Here is a 15467-nt window from a genome sequence, read left to right as displayed (position 1 = left end):
GTACTTCGAGAACACCTCGCCTGTGAACGGCCAACTGATCGCCGAATTCCCTCGCTCCACTGCCGAAGACATCGATAAAGCCCTGGATGCCGCCCACGCTGCCGCCGACGCCTGGGGCCGCACCTCGGTCCAGGACCGCTCCAACGTCCTGCTGAAGATCGCCGACCGTATCGAACAGAACCTGGAAATCCTGGCCATCACCGAAACCTGGGACAACGGCAAGCCGATCCGCGAAACCCTCAACGCCGACATCCCGCTGGCCGTCGACCACTTCCGCTACTTCGCCGGCTGCATCCGCGCCCAGGAAGGCGGCGCCGCCGAAATCAATGAAACCACCGTGGCCTACCACATCCACGAACCGCTGGGCGTGGTCGGGCAGATCATCCCGTGGAACTTCCCGATCCTGATGGCCGCCTGGAAACTCGCCCCGGCCCTGGCCGCCGGCAACTGCGTGGTGCTCAAGCCGGCCGAGCAGACCCCGCTGGGCATCACCGTGCTGGTCGAGCTGATCGGCGACCTGCTGCCCAAGGGCGTGCTCAACGTGGTGCAAGGCTATGGCCGCGAGGCCGGTGAAGCGCTGGCCACCAGCAAGCGCATCGCCAAGATCGCCTTCACCGGCTCCACCCCGGTCGGCTCGCACATCATGAAATGCGCGGCCGAGAACATCATCCCGTCCACCGTCGAGCTGGGCGGCAAGTCGCCGAACGTGTACTTCGAAGACATCATGCAGGCCGAGCCGAGCTTCATCGACAAGGCTGCCGAAGGCATGGTGCTGGCGTTCTTCAACCAGGGCGAGGTGTGCACCTGCCCATCGCGCGCCCTGGTGCAGGAGTCGATCTACCCGCAGTTCATGGAAGTGGTGATGAAGAAGGTGCTGCAGATCAAGCGCGGCGACCCGCTCGACACCGACACCATGGTCGGCGCCCAGGCCTCGCAGCAGCAGTTCGAGAAGATCCAGTCCTACCTGAAAATCGCCCAGGAAGAAGGCGCCGAGCTGCTGACCGGCGGCAAGGTGGAGCAGCTCGAAGGCGCGCTGGCCACCGGTTACTACATCCAGCCGACCCTGCTCAAGGGCAACAACAAGATGCGCGTGTTCCAGGAAGAAATCTTCGGCCCGGTGGTCAGCGTCACCACCTTCAAGGACGAAGCCGAAGCCCTGGCGATTGCCAACGACACCGAGTTCGGCCTCGGCGCCGGCGTGTGGACCCGCGACATCAACCGCGCCTACCGCATGGGCCGCGGCATCAAGGCGGGCCGCGTGTGGACCAACTGCTACCACCTGTACCCGGCGCATGCCGCGTTCGGCGGCTACAAGAAGTCCGGTGTCGGCCGTGAAACCCACAAGATGATGCTCGACCACTACCAGCAGACCAAGAACCTGCTGGTGAGCTACGACATCAACCCGTTGGGCTTCTTCTAAACCGCGTCGCGCCCTTCGCGGGCACGCCCGCTCCCACAGGTCCCGTGCTGGTCTTGAATCTTGCACAAAAACTTGTGGGAGCGGGCTTGCCCCGCGAAGAGGCCAGACCTGCAAACACAAAACCCAGAGCAGCAACCGCTCTGGCTCGCTTCCTGCAGTCCCCATCACCATCGGCCCGGAAACCCTCCGGCCACCAAGAAAAAGAACAGGTGAACTATGCCAAGCGATCATTCCGCCGGTGCGCCGGCAGGGTCTTCCGTCGACTTCGAAAAAGTCGGTTCGGACTATTTCCAGCAACGTGAACTGAAAAAAGGCGCCGCCGGCTGGGTACTGCTGGTGGGCCTGGGCGTTGCCTATGTGATTTCCGGCGACTATGCCGGCTGGAACTTCGGCCTGGCCCAAGGTGGCTGGGGCGGCATGTTCCTCGCCACCTTGCTGATGGCCACCATGTACCTGTGCATGTGTTTCTCGCTGGCCGAACTGTCCTCGATGATCCCTACCGCGGGCGGCGGCTACGGCTTTGCCCGCAGTGCCTTCGGCCCGTGGGGCGGCTTTCTGACCGGCACGGCGATCCTCATCGAATACGCCATTGCCCCCGCCGCCATCGCCACGTTCATCGGCGCCTACTGCCAGTCACTGTTCGGTATCGGCGGCTGGATGATCTACCTGGCGTTCTACGTGGTCTTCATCGGCATCCACATTTTCGGCGTGGGTGAAGCGCTGAAGCTGATGTTCATCATCACCGCCATCGCGGCCATCGCCCTGGCCGTGTTCCTGGTGGCCATGGTGCCCCATTTTGATGCAGCCAACCTGTTCGACATCGCCAAAACGGACGCCGCCGGCGCCAGCAGTTTCCTGCCATTCGGCTACGTCGGCGTGTGGGCCGCGATCCCCTATGCCATCTGGTTCTTCCTCGCCGTCGAAGGCGTGCCGCTGGCCGCCGAAGAAACCAAGAACCCCAAGCGCGACCTGCCCCGCGGCCTGATCGGCGCGATGCTGGTGCTGTTGGCCTTCGCCCTGCTGATCCTGGTGGTCGGCCCTGGCGGTGCAGGCTCCGAAGCCCTGAAAGCCTCCGGCAACCCGCTGGTCGAGGCGCTGGCCAAGGCCTATGGCGGCTCCACCTGGATGGGCAGCTTCGTCAACCTGGTGGGCCTGGCCGGCCTGATCGCCAGCTTCTTCTCGATCATCTACGCCTATTCGCGGCAGATCTTCGCCCTTTCCCGCGCCGGCTACCTGCCGCGCAAACTGTCGGAAACCAACAAGAGCAAGGCCCCGGTCATGGCGCTGGTGATCCCTGGGATCATCGGTTTCGCCCTGTCGCTGACCGGCCAGGGCGACCTGCTGATCCTGGTGGCGGTATTCGGTGCCACACTGTCGTATGTGCTGATGATGGCCGCGCACATCACCCTGCGCATCCGTCGGCCGAAAATGGAACGCCCCTACCGCACCCCGGGCGGCATCTTCACCTCGGGCCTGGCCCTGGTGCTGGCCTGTATCGCCGTGGTCGCGGGCTTCCTGGTCGACCCACGGGTGGTGATTGGCGCTGCGGTGATCTATGCGGTACTGATTGCCTACTTTGCGTTCTACAGCCGCCACCACCTGGTGGCCGGCACACCGGAAGAGGAATTCGCCGCGATCCAGAAGGCCGAAGAGGCCCTGCACTGATCAAAGCCACCTGCCGCGGGCCAGCCCGCGGCTCTGGAGATTCTGTATGGCAAGTTTCGTACACACGGTAGGCCACCTGGTCTACCGCTTCGACAGCCTCAAGGAGGTAATGGCCAAGGCCAGCCCGGCCCGTTCCGGGGACTTCCTGGCCGGCGTCGCTGCCAGCAACGACGGCGAACGGGTCGCCGCACAGATGGCCCTGGCCAACATCCCGCTCAGCCATTTCCTCAATGAAGCGCTGATCCCCTACGAACAGGACGAGATCACCCGGCTGATCGTCGACAGCCATGATGCCCAGGCCTTTGCCCCGGTCAGCCACCTGACCGTTGGCGGCCTGCGCGACTGGCTGCTTGGCGAAGAGGCCAACGAACAGAGCCTGCGCGCCCTCGCCCCGGGTCTGACCCCGGAAATGGCCGCCGCCGTATCGAAGATCATGCGCGTGCAGGACCTGGTGCTGGTGGCGCAGAAGATCCGCGTGGTCACCCAGTTCCGCGGCACCATGGGCCTGCGCGGGCGCCTGTCGACCCGCCTGCAGCCCAACCACCCGACGGATGAGCCGGCCGGCATCGCCGCCAGCATCCTCGACGGCCTGCTCTACGGCAACGGCGACGCCATGATCGGCATCAACCCGGCCACCGACAGCATCGCCTCGATCTGCGCCCTGCTGGAGATGCTCGACGCCATCATCCAGCGTTACGACATCCCCACCCAGGCTTGCGTGCTGACCCACGTCACCACCTCGATCGAAGCGATCAACCGCGGCGTGCCGCTGGACCTGGTGTTCCAGTCGATCGCCGGCACCGAGGCGGCCAACGCCGGCTTTGGCATCAACCTCAACGTGCTGCAGGAAGGCTACGAGGCCGGCCTGTCGCTCAAGCGCGGCACCCTCGGGCAGAACCTGATGTACTTCGAGACCGGCCAGGGCAGCGCGCTGTCGGCCAACGCCCACCACGGTGTCGACCAGCAGACCTGCGAGACCCGCGCCTACGCCGTGGCCCGCCACTTCAAGCCGTTTCTGGTCAACACCGTGGTCGGCTTCATCGGCCCCGAGTACCTGTACAACGGCAAGCAGATCATCCGCGCCGGCCTCGAAGACCACTTCTGCGGCAAGCTGCTCGGCGTGCCGATGGGTTGCGATATCTGCTACACCAATCACGCCGAAGCCGACCAGGACGACATGGACACCCTGCTGACCCTGCTGGGCGTGGCCGGGATCAACTTCATCATGGGCATCCCCGGCTCCGACGACATCATGCTCAACTACCAGACCACGTCATTCCACGACGCACTGTATGCGCGCCAGACCCTGGGCCTGAAGCCCGGGCCGGAATTCGAAGCCTGGCTGCATCGCACCGGCATCTTCACCCAGGCCGATGGCCGCGTGCGCTTTGGCGACAACCTGCCGCCGGCATTCCGCCAGGCCTTGGCGCAACTGGCTTAGAGGTGACCATGGCAGACCGATCCCCACCCCCGCTCTCTACCCAGGAAAGCCCTTGGCTGGCCCTGCGCAACCTGACCCCGGCACGTATCGCCTTGGGCCGTTGCGGCACCAGCCTGCCCACCAACGCGCAGCTGGACTTCCAGTTCGCCCACGCCCAGGCCCGCGACGCCGTGCACCTGGCATTCGACCACGCCGCCCTCAGCGAACAGCTCAAGGACCGTGGCCGCGACAGCCTGGTGCTGCACAGTGCCGCCAGCGACCGCCACCAATACCTGCAACGCCCCGACCTGGGCCGGCGGCTGAACGAAGACTCGGCCGAGCGCTTGCGCCAGCATGCCCAGGCCAACCCTGATGGCGTCGACCTGGCCATCGTGGTTGCCGACGGCCTCTCGGCCCTGGCCGTGCACCGTCATACCCTGCCGTTCCTGGCCCGCTTCGAGGAGCAGGCCGCAACCGATGGCTGGACCAGCGCCCCGGTGGTGCTGGTGGAGCAAGGCCGCGTGGCAGTGGCGGATGAAGTGGGCCAACTGCTTGGTGCGCGCATGACCGTGATGCTGATCGGCGAACGCCCGGGACTGAGCTCGCCAGACAGCCTGGGCCTGTATTTCACCTACGCGCCCAAGGTCGGCCTGACCGATGCCTATCGCAACTGCATCTCCAATATCCGCCTGGAAGGCCTGAGTTACGGCATGGCGGCCCATCGCCTGCTATACCTGATGCGCGAAGCCTGCAGGCGACAGCTTTCCGGTGTGAACCTGAAAGACGAAGCCGAGGTCCATAGCATCGACAGTGAAAATGCCCCCACCCAGCGAGGCAATTTCCTGCTCGGTGAACGTTAAAGAACATGTCACGGAAGGCGGATTGCGCTGATGGCCAGCATTGGGGCAGCATGCCCAAGAAAGCTGCAGGCATTCCGCTGTTTCCCCAAATGGACTCTGAGGGCCGCACATGCGCATCATCAAGGCAACCCTGGAACACCTCGACCTGCTCACCCCGCTGTTCGTCAGATACCGCGAGTTCTATGGGCAGCTTCCTTATCCAGACAGTTCGCGCAGATTTCTGCAAAAGCGCCTCATGCGCAGTGAGTCGATCATCTACCTGGCTTTGCCGGTTGACGATGACAGCAAATTGCTTGGCTTCTGCCAGCTTTATCCGAGCTATTCGTCGCTGTCGCTGAAGCGGGTGTGGATTCTCAATGACATCTTCGTGGCCGAAGACTCACGGCGCATGCTGGTAGCCGACCACCTGATGCGCGAGGCCAAGAAGATGGCCAAGGAAACCAATGCGGTGCGCATGCGGGTTTCGACCAGCGCCAACAACGAGGTGGCGCGCAAGACCTATGAGTCGATGGGCTTTCGCAAGGACACCGAGTTCGAGAACTACATTCTGCCGATCAATCCGGACTGACCGGTACCGGCCCATCGCCGCGGTTCGTCGCCAAGGCAAGCGCGGCTCCCACAGGATTTTCACAGGCTCAGTGATTACATGACGCCTGTGGGAGCGAGCAGCCTCGCGAGAGAGCCGGTACGGGTTGACGCAGTAACCCCCCGCTACAAACTCCCCGGGCAGGTTTCCGACTTCGCCGTATAATGCTTCGACCTGTCATGTGTGAAAATTTACCCACCCACAGGTAGTCATGCCGACGCCCAGGGCATTGTCCGTCATCGCGTGCCCGTAAAGCGGGTCAAGAACACAGGTGCTGTACATGGAATTCAACCCGCTGGACTTAATCCTGCATCTCGATACCTACCTCGACCTGCTGGTTACCAACTATGGACCCTGGATCTACGCGATCCTGTTTGCCGTGATCTTCTGCGAAACCGGTTTGGTGGTGATGCCATTCCTGCCGGGCGATTCACTGCTGTTCATCGCCGGCGCCGTGGCCGCTGGTGGCGGCATGGACCCGGTTCTGCTGGCGGGCCTGCTGATGGCCGCTGCCATCCTGGGCGACAGCACCAACTACATCATCGGCCGCACCACGGGCGAAAAACTGTTCAGCAACCCCAACTCGAAGATCTTCCGCCGCGACTACCTGGAGCGAACCCACGAGTTCTATGAGCGCCATGGCGGCAAGACCGTGACCATGGCGCGCTTCCTGCCGATCCTGCGCACCTTCGCGCCGTTCGTGGCCGGCATCGCCCACATGCACTACCCGCGCTTCCTCGGTTTCAGCGTGGCAGGTTCGCTGCTGTGGGTCGGTGGCCTGGTGACCCTGGGCTACTTCTTCGGCAACGTGCCGTTCATCAAGCAGCACCTGTCGCTGATGGTGGTCGGCATCATCGTGCTGTCGCTGGTACCGATGATCCTCGGCCTGCTGCGCAGCCGCCTGGGCCGCACCGCCAAGGCCCACTGACAGCCGACATGTGGTCCTTCAGCGCCTGGCGGCGCAAGCGCACCCTCGCGCGCTACCCGATCGAGCCAGGGCAATGGCAGGTGATCCGTGATCGCCTGCCGATGCTCGATGGCATCAGTGATGCGGAAGACCAGTGGCTGCGCGAAGCCTGCATCCTGTTCCTGCTCGACAAGCACCTGACCACCCTCCCCGGGGTCGAACTGGACGACGAGCAGCGCCTGTTTCTTGCCGCCCAGGCGCAGCTGCCGCTGCTGCACCTGGGCGAGTTGAACTGGTACCAGGGCTTCCACGAGATCATCCTCTACCCCGACGACTTCAAGAGCCCGCAGCGCCACCGCGATGCCAGCGGCGTGGAGCACGTGTGGGATGCCGAGCACAGTGGCGAAGCCTGGCAACAGGGGCCGATCATCCTGGCCTGGGCCGGGGTGCTGGCCAGTGGCGGCTGGGAGGCCTACAACCTGGTGATCCACGAGCTGGCGCACAAGCTCGACATGCTCAATGGCGATGCCAACGGCCTGCCGCCGCTGCACCCGGGCATGCGCGTGGAAGACTGGGCTGCAGCCATGCAGCAGGCCTATGACGACCTCAATCGCCAGCTCGACGCCGACCCCGACGCCGAAACCGCCATCGACCCCTACGCCGCGGAAAACCCGGCGGAATTCTTCGCCGTCGCCAGTGAATACTTCTTCAGCGCCCCCGACCTGCTGCAGCAGGCTTATCCACAGGTCTACCGGCAGCTGTCGCTGTTCTACCGCCAGGACCCGCTGGCGCGCCTCGCTCAGCTGCAAGCCGAGCACCCGGAATACCGCGAAAACCACGCCTGATGTGGCCGCGACGCTTTGCGAACATCTGCCCACACATCAGGCCAGACGTGGCATGGCCTGGCGGAATGTGCCTATAATCGCCGCCACTTTTTTGATCAAACACGGGGGCACTGCCCAATGAGCTACAGCAAGATTCCGGCTGGCAAAGACCTGCCGAACGACATCTACGTCGCCATCGAGATCCCGGCCAACCACGCGCCGATCAAGTACGAGATCGACAAGGACAGCGACACCCTGTTCGTCGACCGCTTCATGGCCACCCCGATGTTCTACCCGGCCAACTACGGCTTCATCCCGAACACCCTGGCCGACGACGGTGATCCGCTGGACGTGCTGGTCGTGACCCCATACCCAGTGGCTCCAGGCTCGGTCATCCGTGCCCGTCCGGTCGGCGTGCTGAACATGACCGACGACGGCGGCGGCGACGCCAAGGTCATCGCCGTTCCTCACGACAAGCTGAGCCAGCTGTACGTCGACGTTAAGGAATACACCGACCTGCCAGCCCTGCTGATCCAGCAGATCGAGCACTTCTTCGCGAACTACAAGGATCTCGAGAAGGGCAAGTGGGTCAAGATCGAAGGCTGGGAAGGCGCCGACGCCGCCCGTGCTGCGATCACCAAATCGGTCGCTGCCTACAAGGGCTGATACCGCTTTGCATGAAAAAAACCCGCCTCGGCGGGTTTTTTTATGGGCGACGCCAAAGGTAGGTAAAAAATCCTACGCAGCCCTACACATTGGCCCTACATCCAGGCCTTTTTCACACCGTTCACATCCACATCACGTTCATTTCGCTACTGGCAACCGGCCGCTACACTCGGCGTCATGAACAGATCCGGTGACCGACTCAAGGCACTCCTCCGGGAATGTGGCCTGACCCCCGCAGACTTCGCTGCCCAGCGCCGCGTCACGTCGCAGCACATCAACAACTGGTTCACCCGCGGCATCCCGATTGCCCGCCTCGATGAAATGGCCGAGTTGTTCTGTGTGCAGCGTCGTTGGTTGCAAACGGGCGAAGGCCCCAAGCACCCGCATTCGCTTCTGCGCATGTACGCGCCACAGGCAATGCCGATAGACGCATTCGGTGCGTCATCGGACCAGCCTGTCCCGCTGGTGCAGGTGCCCTTCCACGAGCTGCGCAATGGCCAGCTCATCGCGCTCGACGGCCATCACCTGGCAATGCCGGCACCTGCACTGGAGGCATTGGCCGTGCCCGTGGCGCAAGCCATCTGCATGACCATGCCGGCCGCCAACATGGCGCCGTGGATTCCACGCGATGCCATCCTGGCGATCGACCTCAGCTACACCCGGGTGGTTGATGGCGAGATCTATGCCCTGCTGCACAACGGCAGGCTCAGGGTGAACAGCCTGAGCCTCGGCCACCAAGGCACCCTGTGCCTGCACAGCCACAACCGGCGTGAGGTGGTGGAGCGCTACACGCCGTTACAGCGCAAGGCGCAGAAACTGGAGGTAATCGGATGGGTGTTCCATTGGTCGCATTACCGCCAGCGACGCCCCGGCTGACACACGCTGTGCCATTTTTTGCTGGGCATACCGCGCCAGCCCTTGTATGCTACGCGGCACATTCAGCCCCGGCCGGCGCAAGCCGCGTTCCAGAGGGCTCGGCGACGCTCCACACGACCGTTTGCCATCTCTTTCAGGCCCTTGCTGGCCACACAGTTAAGGCGGTTGCGACTTACCATAAATTAGTCGGAACCGTCCCCGAGAAGCCGGCCACAAGCCGGCTTTTTAATGCCCGCTCTCAATGCCGCATTCCCAACTCGGCATCATCCATCAGCGCCTTGGCCATCGCACTCAGGTAGTGCGAGGCCCAGATCAACATCGGTTTCTCGTCCATCAAGCCGAGGATGGTCAGCTCGCGCACGTAGCCCATCAATTCAGAGGCTTGCTCGCGGGCGTCGCGGCAGGGGATGCCGGGTTCGATGCGGAACAATGGGTGGGTCTGGTTTTCACCTTGGAAGAAGGTGGTCTTGCCGACGGTGCATTGGGTGTCGTCTGTCGTCATTGGTAAATCTCCCTGAAATCTCTATTGCCTGGTCGGGCCTCTTCTTGGGCACGCCCGCTCCCACAGGGATCGTCGCAGGCCTGAAGGCATGCGCTGTACTTGTGGGAGCGGGCGTGCCCGCGAAGAGGCCGATGCAGGTCAACCTTTCACACAGACCACCTGCCGCAGCGTGTGCACCACTTCCACCAACTCGCTCTGCGCCCGCATCACCGCATCGATATCCTTGTACGCCATCGGAATCTCGTCAATCACGTCCTTGTCCTTGCGGCACTCCACATGCGCCGTCGCCCGCCGCTGGTCTTCCACGGTAAAGCGGCTCTTGGCCTTGGTCCGGCTCATCACCCTGCCCGCGCCATGGCTGCAGGAGCAGAACGACTCTTCGTTGCCTAACCCCCGCACGATGAAGCTCCTGGCCCCCATGGAGCCAGGAATGATGCCCAGCTGCCCCTTCTGCGCCGACACCGCGCCCTTGCGCGTCACCAGCACCTCGCGGCCGAAATGCTGCTCGCGCTGTACATAGTTGTGGTGGCAGTTGACCGCCTCCAGGCTTGCCTCGAACGGCTTGCCCAGCACCTTGCGGGTGGCCGCGACCACGGCCTGCATCATCAATTCACGGTTGCGCCGGGCAAAGTCCTGCGCCCATTCAACCGCCTCGACATAGTCGGCGAAATGGCGGCTGCCCTCCTCGAAGTAGGCCAGGTCCTTGTCGGGCAGGTTGGCCAGGTGCTGGCGCATGTCGGCCTGGGCCAGTTCGATGAACAGGTTGCCGATGGCATTGCCGACACCGCGCGAGCCGCTGTGCAGCATGAACCAGACCCGGTCGGCCTCGTCCAGGCACACCTCGATGAAGTGGTTGCCGCCGCCCAGGGTGCCCAGGTGGTGGCGGTTGTTGGTCTTTTCCAGGCGCGGGTACTTGTCGGTGATGGCCTTGAAACGCCCGGCGAGCTGGCCCCAGGCTTTGTCTGCCAGGCCCGGCACGTTGTCCCAGGCACCTTGGTCGCGTTTGCCGAAGGTCTTGCCGTGGGGCACCGCCTGCTCGATGGCGCTGCGCAGGCCGTGCAGGTTGTCCGGCAGGTCAAGCGCCTGCAGCGAGGTGCGTGCGGCGATCATGCCGCAGCCGATGTCGACACCCACCGCGGCGGGGATGATCGCGCCGACCGTGGGGATCACGCTGCCAATGGTCGAGCCCTTGCCCAGGTGCACATCCGGCATCACCGCCAGGTGCTTGAAGATGAACGGCATCTTCGCCGTGTTGAGCAGTTGCCGGCGGGCGTCGTCTTCGACCGGCACGCCGTCGGTCCACAGTTTGACCGGTTTGCCACCGGCGACCTGGAGAATGTCCATGGAGCTGTTCCTGTTGAGCCATGCCTGCATGATACCGCCGAAGGTCGTAGAACAGCGGCTTGCCAGCAAGGTGGCACAGTGCTGTATGCTTGGCCGGTCTTCAGGGCGGGGTGAAAGTCCCCACCGGCGGTAAATCGAAAGATGAGCCCGCGAGCGCCCCGGCCATGCCGGGGGTCAGCAGATCTGGTGCGACTCCAGAGCCGACGGTCATAGTCCGGATGAAAGAAGGCGTCAGCCAGGGGCCATTCGGGCGCCCCTGCGCGCGCATTTTGTTCGCCCCGAGACGTTCATCGATCAATCACGAGGAGCGTTTCATGTCCCCTATGCTGCAAAAACAATTTCCCAATGTGTCCGCCGCCATCGCCGCCTTCCGGGCCGGGCGCCCTGTGCTGCTGCTCGACGATGACGACCGCGAGGACGAAGCCGACATCGTCGCCGCCGCCGAGAACCTGTCACTGCAGACCATGGCCATGATGATCCGCGACTGCAGCGGCATCGTCTGCCTGTGCCTGGACGAAGCCACGGTCGATGCCCTGCAACTGGCGCCGATGGTGCAGAACAACCAGGCCCGCCACGGCACCGGCTTCACCGTCACCATCGAAGCGGCCGAAGGCGTGAGCACTGGCGTTTCCGCGCAGGATCGCATCACCACCATCGAAGCGGCGCTGCGCTCGACCGCCGAGCAACGCCATATCGTCAGCCCGGGCCATGTGTTCCCGCTGCGCGCGCGTGATGGCGGTGTGCTGACCCGTCGCGGGCATACCGAAGGCTCGGTGGACCTGGCACGCCTGGCCGGCCTGCGGCCGGCGGCGGTGCTGTGCGAGCTGATGAACCCCGATGGCAGCATGGCGCGGGGTGAACAGGTGGCGGTGTATGCGCGGCAATACAACCTGCCGGTGCTGACCATCGAAGAATTGGCGCGGTGCCGTGAGGCCATGGTGGAGCTGGAAGCCGAGCCGGCCTGATAGACCGTACGGGGCCGCTTTGCGGCCCATTCGCGGGTAAACCCGCTCCCACAGGGATCTCGTGGATCCGAAACCTGCACAGCACCTGTGGGAGCGGGTTTACCCGCGAAGAGGCCCGCAAATCCAGCCTCAGGCTGTCCGGAGTTTGCTCCCCCCGCCCCGCTCTGCTAACGTCGCGCCGTTCTGACCTGCCACCGAGACTGTCGCCATGGCCCGCAAAAAAGCCTCCATCGATTTCGAACAATCCCTCGCCGACCTGCAAGCCTTGGTCGAGCGCCTGGAGAACGGCGAACTGTCGCTGGAAGACTCGCTGGCCGCGTTCGAGCAAGGCATCGCCCTGACCCGCGATTGCCAGGGTGCCCTGGCCCAGGCCGAACAGAAGGTGCAGATCCTGCTGGAACGTGACGGCGAACTCGCCGCACAGCCGTTCGATGCGGAGCCAGAAGCATGATCACTGCTTACCAGGCCAGCTGCCAGGCCCGTGTCGACGCTGCCCTCGAACCGCTGTTCATCGCCCCGACCAAAGAGCTGGAACGCCTGTATGCCGCCATGCGCTACAGCGTGATGAACGGCGGCAAGCGCGTGCGCCCGCTGCTCGCCTATGCGGCCTGCGAAGCCCTTGGCGTGCCGGCCGAGCAAGCCAACGGTGCCGCCTGTGCCGTAGAGCTGATCCACGCCTATTCGCTGGTCCATGACGACCTGCCGGCCATGGACGACGACGATCTGCGCCGTGGCCAGCCAACTACCCACAAGGCCTTCGACGAAGCCTGCGCGATTCTCGCCGGTGACGGCTTGCAGAGCCTGGCGTTCAGCGCCCTGCTCGACCCACGCCTGAGCCCGCAGGCCGATAGCACCCGCCTGGCCATGGTCCAGGCCCTGGCCAAGGCTGCAGGCCCCGCAGGCATGGTCGGTGGCCAGGCCATCGACCTCGGCTCGGTCGGCCTGAAGCTGGACCAGCAGGCCCTGGAATTCATGCACCGGCACAAGACCGGTGCCCTGATCGAAGCCAGCGTGCGCCTGGGCGCCCTGGCCAGTGCCCGCGCCGAGCAGGCGCAGCTGGATGCCCTGCAGACTTATGCACAGGCCATCGGCCTGGCCTTCCAGGTGCAGGACGATATCCTCGACGTGGAAAGCGACACCGCCACCCTGGGCAAGCGCCAGGGTGCCGACATCGCCCGTGACAAACCGACTTACCCGGCCCTGCTGGGGCTGGAAGCCGCCAAGGCCTATGCCATCGAACTGCGCGACCAGGCGCTGATCGCACTGCAAGGGTTTGGCGAAAATGCCGAGCCGCTGCGGGCGTTGGCACGCTATATCGTCGAACGCCGCCATTAAGGCCTGAATAGCAATCCCCTGTTGGAGCGGGTTTACCCGCTTCAACGGGGTTCGCGTAACCCGTGGTCGAATGGGCACTTTTCCCACAATGGGGTAAACTGCCGCGTCTTCACACACCTATAACGACTCGCCTGATGCCCACGACGTTTCAAGAGATCCCCCGCGAACGCCCGGTCACGCCGTTGCTCGACCGCGCTGACACGCCTGCCGGCCTGCGCCGGCTGGCCGAAGCCGACCTGGAGACCCTGGCCGACGAATTGCGCCAGGAGTTGCTCTACACCGTTGGTCAGACCGGCGGGCATTTCGGCGCCGGCCTGGGCGTCATCGAGCTGACGATCGCCCTGCACTACGTCTTCGACACCCCGGATGACCGGCTGGTGTGGGACGTTGGCCACCAGGCCTACCCGCACAAGATCCTCACCGGGCGCCGCAAGCGCATGCTCAGCCTGCGCCAGAAGGACGGCATCGCTGCCTTCCCACGCCGCAGCGAGAGCGAGTACGACACCTTCGGCGTCGGCCACTCCAGCACCTCGATCAGCGCCGCGCTGGGCATGGCCATCGCCGCCCGCCTGCAGAACAGCGCACGCAAGTCGATTGCCGTGATCGGCGATGGCGCCCTCACTGCCGGCATGGCCTTCGAAGCGTTGAACCACGCCCAGGAAGTCAACGCCGACATGCTGGTGATTCTCAACGACAACGATATGTCGATTTCGCGCAATGTCGGCGGCCTGTCCAACTACCTGGCCAAGATCCTCTCCAGCCGCACCTACGCGAGCATGCGCGAGGGCAGCAAGAAGGTGCTGTCGCGCCTGCCCGGTGCCTGGGAAATCGCCCGCCGCACCGAGGAATATGCCAAGGGGATGCTGGTGCCGGGCACGCTGTTCGAAGAGCTGGGCTGGAACTACATCGGCCCGATCGACGGCCATGACCTGCCAACCATGATCGCCACCCTGCGCAACATGCGTGACCTCAAGGGCCCGCAGTTCCTGCACGTGGTTACCAAGAAGGGCAAGGGCTTCGCCCCGGCCGAGGTCGACCCGATCGGCTACCACGCCATCACCAAGCTCGAGCCTGCCGACAAGCCGGCTGCGCCGAAGAAGGTCAGCGGGCCGAAGTATTCCGCCGTGTTCGGCCAGTGGCTGTGCGACATGGCCGCCGCCGACAACCGCCTGGTGGGCATCACCCCGGCGATGAAGGAAGGCTCCGACCTGGTCGATTTCAGTGAGCGCTACCCCGAGCGCTACTTCGACGTGGCGATCGCCGAGCAGCACGCGGTGACTCTGGCAGCGGGCATGGCCTGCGAAGGCAGCAAGCCGGTGGTGGCGATCTACTCCACCTTCCTGCAGCGCGGCTATGACCAGCTGATCCACGACGTGGCGGTGCAGAACCTCGATGTGCTGTTCGCCATCGACCGCGCCGGCCTGGTCGGTGAAGACGGCCCGACCCACGCCGGCGCCTATGACCTGTCTTACCTGCGCTGCATCCCCGGCATGCTGGTGATGACCCCGAGCGACGAGAACGAGCTGCGCAAGATGCTCAGCACCGGCCACCTGTACAACGGCCCGGCGGCTGTGCGCTACCCACGCGGCACCGGCCCGAATGCACCGATCAGTGGCGACCTCGAACCGTTGGAGATCGGCAAGGGCGTGGTTCGCCGCCAGGGCGAGAAAGTGGCCTTGCTGGTATTTGGTGTGCAGTTGGCCGAGGCCCTGCAGGTTGCCGAGCAGATCAACGCCACCGTGGTCGACATGCGCTTCGTCAAACCGCTGGACGAGGCCCTGGTGCTGGAGCTGGCTGCCAGCCATGAGCTGCTGGTCACCATCGAAGAGAACGCCATCATGGGTGGCGCCGGCGCCGCCGTTGGCGAGTTCCTGGCCAATGAAGCGGTGGTCAAACCGCTGCTGCACCTGGGGCTGCCGGACATCTATGTCGAGCATGCCAAGCCGGCGCAGATGCTGGCCGAGTGTGGGCTGGATGCTGCTGGCATCGAGGCCTCCGTCAAAGCTCGAATAGCCAAGCTCGGCCTGTAAGGCCTATTCGCGGGCAAGCCCGCTCCCACAGGTAACTCACCGCCCTCAAGACCGGTGATGACCATGT

The 15467-nt window shown here is 64.2% G+C and carries 15 protein-coding genes and 1 riboswitch; of the genes, 13 read left to right on the top strand and 2 right to left on the bottom strand.

Annotated elements, in window-relative coordinates:
* The 9 genes from J7573_RS26040 to J7573_RS26000 form a co-directional block, all read left to right on the top strand.
* A partial coding sequence (locus J7573_RS26040) for an aldehyde dehydrogenase family protein (RefSeq protein WP_294341550.1) occupies window positions 1-1420 on the top strand: 1420 nt, incomplete at its 5' end.
* A 216-nt stretch (window positions 1421-1636) separates the two neighbouring features.
* The gene (gene eat / locus J7573_RS26035) at window positions 1637-3085 is read left to right on the top strand and encodes an ethanolamine permease (protein WP_294341546.1); all 1449 of its coding nucleotides are present in this window, start codon (window positions 1637-1639) and stop codon (window positions 3083-3085) included.
* A 46-nt stretch (window positions 3086-3131) separates the two neighbouring features.
* Window positions 3132-4526 carry an ethanolamine ammonia-lyase subunit EutB gene (locus tag J7573_RS26030; RefSeq protein ID WP_294341543.1) on the top strand — a complete coding sequence of 465 codons (1395 nt, stop codon included), beginning with the start codon at window positions 3132-3134 and terminating at the stop codon, window positions 4524-4526.
* 8 nt (window positions 4527-4534) lie between these two features.
* Window positions 4535-5365: an ethanolamine ammonia-lyase subunit EutC gene (gene eutC, locus J7573_RS26025; protein WP_294341540.1), complete on the top strand. Its 831-nt coding sequence runs from the start codon at window positions 4535-4537 to the stop codon at window positions 5363-5365.
* A 109-nt stretch (window positions 5366-5474) separates the two neighbouring features.
* Entirely contained in the window at window positions 5475-5933 is a 459-nt protein-coding gene (locus tag J7573_RS26020; RefSeq protein WP_294341538.1) for a GNAT family N-acetyltransferase, read from the top strand.
* Between the two features lie 298 nt (window positions 5934-6231).
* A complete protein-coding gene (locus J7573_RS26015; protein WP_294341535.1) occupies window positions 6232-6879 on the top strand; it encodes a DedA family protein in 648 nt (215 codons plus the stop codon).
* Window positions 6880-6887: 8 nt separating this feature from the next.
* Window positions 6888-7703, top strand: a complete 816-nt coding sequence (locus J7573_RS26010) for a M90 family metallopeptidase (RefSeq protein ID WP_294341534.1) — start codon at window positions 6888-6890, stop codon at window positions 7701-7703.
* 117 nt (window positions 7704-7820) lie between these two features.
* Window positions 7821-8348 (top strand): inorganic diphosphatase, encoded by a 528-nt coding sequence (gene ppa / locus J7573_RS26005; protein WP_003255365.1) that lies wholly within the window; start codon window positions 7821-7823, stop codon window positions 8346-8348.
* Between the two features lie 177 nt (window positions 8349-8525).
* Window positions 8526-9224 carry a S24 family peptidase gene (locus tag J7573_RS26000; protein WP_294341526.1) on the top strand — a complete coding sequence of 233 codons (699 nt, stop codon included), beginning with the start codon at window positions 8526-8528 and terminating at the stop codon, window positions 9222-9224.
* Between the two features lie 238 nt (window positions 9225-9462).
* Here the strand turns inward: J7573_RS26000 and J7573_RS25995 are convergent, their stop codons facing one another.
* Entirely contained in the window at window positions 9463-9726 is a 264-nt protein-coding gene (locus J7573_RS25995; protein ID WP_294341524.1) for a DUF3077 domain-containing protein, read from the bottom strand.
* A 138-nt stretch (window positions 9727-9864) separates the two neighbouring features.
* Window positions 9865-11070 carry an RtcB family protein gene (locus J7573_RS25990; protein ID WP_294341523.1) on the bottom strand — a complete coding sequence of 402 codons (1206 nt, stop codon included), beginning with the start codon at window positions 11068-11070 and terminating at the stop codon, window positions 9865-9867.
* 92 nt (window positions 11071-11162) lie between these two features.
* Window positions 11163-11304, top strand: a riboswitch (FMN riboswitch).
* 80 nt (window positions 11305-11384) lie between these two features.
* Here J7573_RS25990 and ribB point away from each other — a divergent pair.
* The 4 genes from ribB to dxs all read left to right on the top strand — a co-directional run bounded on the left by ribB (window position 11385) and on the right by dxs (window position 15400).
* A complete protein-coding gene (gene ribB, locus J7573_RS25985; RefSeq protein WP_294341522.1) occupies window positions 11385-12035 on the top strand; it encodes a 3,4-dihydroxy-2-butanone-4-phosphate synthase in 651 nt (216 codons plus the stop codon).
* Between the two features lie 208 nt (window positions 12036-12243).
* Window positions 12244-12486, top strand: a complete 243-nt coding sequence (locus J7573_RS25980; RefSeq protein WP_008092375.1) for an exodeoxyribonuclease VII small subunit — start codon at window positions 12244-12246, stop codon at window positions 12484-12486.
* Window positions 12483-13370, top strand: a complete 888-nt coding sequence (gene ispA, locus J7573_RS25975; RefSeq protein ID WP_294341519.1) for a (2E,6E)-farnesyl diphosphate synthase — start codon at window positions 12483-12485, stop codon at window positions 13368-13370. Before J7573_RS25980 ends, ispA begins: the two co-directional genes overlap by 4 nt.
* A 134-nt stretch (window positions 13371-13504) precedes the next feature.
* Complete coding sequence (dxs, locus tag J7573_RS25970) at window positions 13505-15400, top strand: 1-deoxy-D-xylulose-5-phosphate synthase (RefSeq protein ID WP_294341517.1); 1896 nt, start codon at window positions 13505-13507, stop codon at window positions 15398-15400.
* Window positions 15401-15467: the final 67 nt, after the last annotated feature.

The sequence above is a fragment of the Pseudomonas sp. genome (genome assembly GCF_017744435.1).
In the GTDB taxonomy this organism is placed as follows: Bacteria; Pseudomonadota; Gammaproteobacteria; order Pseudomonadales; family Pseudomonadaceae; genus Aquipseudomonas.
The sequence above is the reverse complement of the archived record's forward strand: the minus strand, read 5'-3'. Positions and strand labels throughout refer to the sequence as shown.

Coding starts and splice junctions, on each gene's coding strand:
- J7573_RS26030 (WP_294341543.1), top strand. CDS start 3,132: ATGGCAAGTTTCGTACACACGGTAGGCCACCTGGTCTACCGCTTCGAC.
- J7573_RS25980 (WP_008092375.1), top strand. CDS start 12,244: ATGGCCCGCAAAAAAGCCTCCATCGATTTCGAACAATCCCTCGCCGAC.
- ispA (WP_294341519.1), top strand. CDS start 12,483: ATGATCACTGCTTACCAGGCCAGCTGCCAGGCCCGTGTCGACGCTGCC.
- J7573_RS26010 (WP_294341534.1), top strand. CDS start 6,888: ATGTGGTCCTTCAGCGCCTGGCGGCGCAAGCGCACCCTCGCGCGCTAC.
- J7573_RS26020 (WP_294341538.1), top strand. CDS start 5,475: ATGCGCATCATCAAGGCAACCCTGGAACACCTCGACCTGCTCACCCCG.
- eat (WP_294341546.1), top strand. CDS start 1,637: ATGCCAAGCGATCATTCCGCCGGTGCGCCGGCAGGGTCTTCCGTCGAC.
- dxs (WP_294341517.1), top strand. CDS start 13,505: ATGCCCACGACGTTTCAAGAGATCCCCCGCGAACGCCCGGTCACGCCG.
- ribB (WP_294341522.1), top strand. CDS start 11,385: ATGTCCCCTATGCTGCAAAAACAATTTCCCAATGTGTCCGCCGCCATC.
- J7573_RS26000 (WP_294341526.1), top strand. CDS start 8,526: ATGAACAGATCCGGTGACCGACTCAAGGCACTCCTCCGGGAATGTGGC.
- eutC (WP_294341540.1), top strand. CDS start 4,535: ATGGCAGACCGATCCCCACCCCCGCTCTCTACCCAGGAAAGCCCTTGG.
- J7573_RS25995 (WP_294341524.1), bottom strand. CDS start 9,726: ATGACGACAGACGACACCCAATGCACCGTCGGCAAGACCACCTTCTTC.
- ppa (WP_003255365.1), top strand. CDS start 7,821: ATGAGCTACAGCAAGATTCCGGCTGGCAAAGACCTGCCGAACGACATC.
- J7573_RS25990 (WP_294341523.1), bottom strand. CDS start 11,070: ATGGACATTCTCCAGGTCGCCGGTGGCAAACCGGTCAAACTGTGGACC.
- J7573_RS26015 (WP_294341535.1), top strand. CDS start 6,232: ATGGAATTCAACCCGCTGGACTTAATCCTGCATCTCGATACCTACCTC.